The following is a 3,607-nucleotide window of genomic DNA, read 5'->3' on the forward strand; positions in this document are numbered from 1 at the left end:
CCAGCCGGGGCCAGGAAACGAGGTTCGAGGCTCCTGCGGCACGCGTTCGGTGAACCAGGCAACGAACCCGTCTTCTCGATTCACACCCATCCGGGCGATGGGCCTCACCGAGGTTTCGAGTTCGTGCGCCACCTCGTCGGCGAAGGCGTGCCCCTCCTGCGGGGAACTGAATGCCGAGATGAAGTCGCTCCAGTCCGCGCTGTCGAGTTCGAGGGTCGTGACGCTCGCTCCCGGGGGGATCGCCTCGGCGTTCACACTCGCCTGGGGGACGCTGGTGAGTTCGTAGCGGCCTGCAGCGACGGGCCGCACGACGTGCCCCCGTGCCGTCAGCGATTCAAGGAAGGCCTCTCGGGAAAGAGTGTCGTCCATCCCTGGCCTCCGGGTGCTCGTCTCGTCCGCGCCGGGGCTGCTCGGATCCGGTGCTCGGCTGGGTCGAGGATGTCACAGGGCAGCGTCGGCGTCGTCTTCCCTCCAGGCGCGTTCCACGCGCCGCAGCTTCGTTCCCACGACCGAGCGGTAGGGCTGGAACGCTGTGGCCGGCGGGCGGACACCGAGCCGCCGCCACAGGGTCGCCAGTTCCGTGCGCACGGACGCCTCCGCCTGCGCCGAATACGGGGAGATCTCCACGTCGAGCGTCTCACGCCCGACCTGCCGGACGCGGTACTCCTCGAACCCGTCGGCGTGCACGAGCGCCCGGCTCACCAGGTCGGCGAATACCGGCGTCGGCGTCCCGTCGGTGGTGGGGAGCAGCAACGTGTCGTCCTCGCGGCCCTCGATCCGCTCCAACGCGCTCAGGACGCTGCCGCACGGGCAGGGCGTCTCGCGGGCGACCAGCACGTCGCCCAGCCGGTACCGGACGATCGGTTGGGCGCGCCGTCGCAGGTCGGTGACGACCGGCACGAAGCGACGCTCATCCAGCGGCTCCCGCTCGATGATCACGTGGTCCTCGTTGAGGTGCAGGACGCCGTGGGCGCAGGTGTGCGCCAGGAATCCCTCGGTGCATTGGTAGAGCTGGTGCAGGACCGGCAGGTTCATCGCGGCTCGAATGTGGGCGGCGTCGCGCGGGTCCAGCACCTCGGCGACCGCATACACCCGCTCCGGTGCGAGGGTCAGGTCGCCCCGTGCGACGGCGTCCGCGATCCGGCGCAGCATGGACGGCGGCGCGACCAGGATCGTCGGCGCGAAGGCGCCCAGCCGCGCCAGGTTCTCGGCCTCGGGGGCGTACAGGTCGAAGTAGGAGAACGTGACCGCTCTCGACCCGACCGACTCGTACAAGGTGTTGTCGGCGCGCAGGAACAGGGCGATCCGATGCCCCCACAGCCGGTGCGGCGGCAGGGTGCGGGCGAGCACGGTGCCCGCCCAGGCGTCCCGCTCGGCCGGGGAGACGACGAACAGGCCACGATGCCCGGTGGTGCCCGACGACAGCCCCACCGAACAGCCCGCCAGGTCGCCGGTGAAGTCGCGGCTGCGCTCACCGCTCAACGCCAATTCCTCGGCCTGGGCCCGGGTGAGCGGGACGGTCACCAGGTCGTCGAACCCCGCCATCATGGACGCCTTGTCCATCGTCGGCAGGTCGGCCAGGCCCGCATCGGCGGGCACGTCGGCGAACCGCCGCGAATGCCGCCTCCAGAAGCGGATTTGGCGGCGTAGCAGGCGCAGCTGATGGGCTTCCAGGGCGTCGCGGTCGCGCCAGCGACGCAGCCAGCGGGTCGCCGCGAACTCGGCGACGATGCGTGGCTTGCCCATCAGGGCAGCACGACGCGGGTGTCGTCGGTGTCGTGGCTGAACAGCACCCGCAGCCCGGCGCCCGCGGCGTCGCCCAGCAGGGCCGCCGTCCGGGCGTAGGCGTGGGGCTGGTGCTGGATCAGCCGGGGCACCAGCCGCAGCTCGCGGGCGTGCGGGACGAACTCCGCTCCCCAGGAGGCGTCCCCGGCCAGCAGCACCGCGTCGTCGACGAGCGCCCCCAGGTGGCCGCGCGCATGCCCGGGCAGGTGAACCAGCCGGTAGGCGCCGTCCCCCCACGGATCGAAGGCGTCCAGCGTGACGCCGGGGGCGACCTCGGCCGGCGCGAAGGAGGCGTCGCAGACGATCTGCAGCCGCGCCTCCCAGCCCGGTGGCAGCAGCCCACCGAGGACGCCCTCGCGGATCTTGGGGGCGTGCAGGCTCATCGCGACGCCCTCGGACAGCAACAGTTCGGCGTCCGGGAACGCCCCCAGCCCGCCGATGTGGTCAGGGTGCGCATGGGAAAGGACGACGTGGCTGACGCTGCCCGGGTCGATCCCGTCGGCGAGCAGTTGGGCGGCGATGGTCTGGTGGGGCTCGATGACCGGCGGCAGGAGCCGTCGGTACAGCGCGCCGGAGGTGCCGGTGTCCCACGGCAGGGCGGCGTAACCGGTGTCGAACAGGACGCGGCGTCCGGCACCGTCGTCGAACAGGTAGCAGGCCGAGGGGAACACGCGTCGCTCCCGGGGGGCTCCCCTGAACATCGCCGCCAGGTCGTGATGTGTCGAGCCGCACACGTAGCGGGTCAGCCGGGCGGGCGGGTCGCCGTGCCGCGGTGCGCCGACCGCCCGGGGTGAAGCCGCGTCAGGCGCGGACTGCTGCACAGGAGCGCCCGCCGCCGGATGCCCCGCGCACGCCGAGGGCGCGCGGTAGGCGGCGCCGATGCGCTCCAGGGCGGCGTCCAGGCTGATCAGCGGCTCGTAACCCAAGTCGGCGCGGGCCGCGGAGATGTCGAGGGTCTGGGCGTAGGCGATCGTCGTCACGGTGTAACGGGTCAGCGGCGGCTCGGGACGCGTCGGCAGGACGCCGCACACCCCCTCGAGGACGCCCGCCGCCGCATAGGCGACCCAGCGGTTCAGCCGCCGGTGACGCGGGGGCAGCCCGCAGGCGTCCAGCAGTTGATCCAGCAGGGCCGCGAACGGGCGCGGGTCGCCGTTGGTGATGTTGTAGGTGCCCGCCCGCGGGTCGCCGTGATCCAGGCTGAGCCGCAGCGCGGTGGCGACGTTCTCCACGGCGGTCACGTCGATGAGCTGGGTGCCGTCACCGAACACGGGGACGCCGATCCGCTCGTAGACGCGCAGCAGGCGCGGCACCAGGCTCGGATCGCCGACGCCGATCAGCCCCCGGGGGCGCAGGATGACCGCCTCGGGGACCACCCCGCGGGCCTGCGCGGCGATCACCAGCCGCTCGGCGGCGAGCTTGCTGCGGATGTACTCGTTGAGCTGGTTGCGCGGGTCCGCGTCGGCCTCGCGCAGGCCGAGGTGGTCCCGTGGCGCGGCGTACACGCTGGGGGAGGAGACCAGGACGAACCGGCGCGCCCCGTTGCGGTGCGCGAACTCCAGTGCCGCCCGAGTGCCCGCCACGTTGGCGCGCTCGAAGTCTGCTCGGCGGCCCCACGGCGTCGAGAGGGCGGCGGCGTGGATGACGGCGTCCACGTCGGTGCGGTGCTCGGGCAGGACGCTGAGATCGCCGACGATGAGGTCGGCGGCGGCGTCGCCCAGGGCGCGGAGCGCGGTCAGGTTGCGGCCAGTGGCCACCACCGTGTGGCCATGCTCGGCCAGATCGCGCACCAGGTAGCGACCGAGGAAGCCGCTGGCTCCGGTGA

At 72.8% G+C, this 3,607-nt stretch carries 3 protein-coding genes; all 3 read right to left on the reverse strand.

The annotated features are described in order from the left end of the window. On the reverse strand, positions 1-369 hold a 369-nt coding region (locus V7E09_RS14800; RefSeq protein ID WP_324523639.1), incomplete at its 3' end, for a hypothetical protein. Positions 370-441: 72 nt separating this feature from the next. Continuing rightward, entirely contained in the window at positions 442-1,746 is a 1,305-nt protein-coding gene (locus tag V7E09_RS14805; RefSeq protein WP_324523640.1) for a F390 synthetase-related protein, read from the reverse strand. After that, positions 1,746-3,607: NAD-dependent epimerase/dehydratase family protein (locus V7E09_RS14810; protein ID WP_324523641.1), on the reverse strand; the 1,862-nt coding region annotated here is incomplete at its 5' end. The genes V7E09_RS14810 and V7E09_RS14805, both read right to left, overlap by 1 nt.

It is taken from the genome of Propioniciclava sp. (assembly GCF_036744435.1).
In the GTDB taxonomy this organism is placed as follows: Bacteria; Actinomycetota; Actinomycetes; order Propionibacteriales; family Propionibacteriaceae; genus Propioniciclava.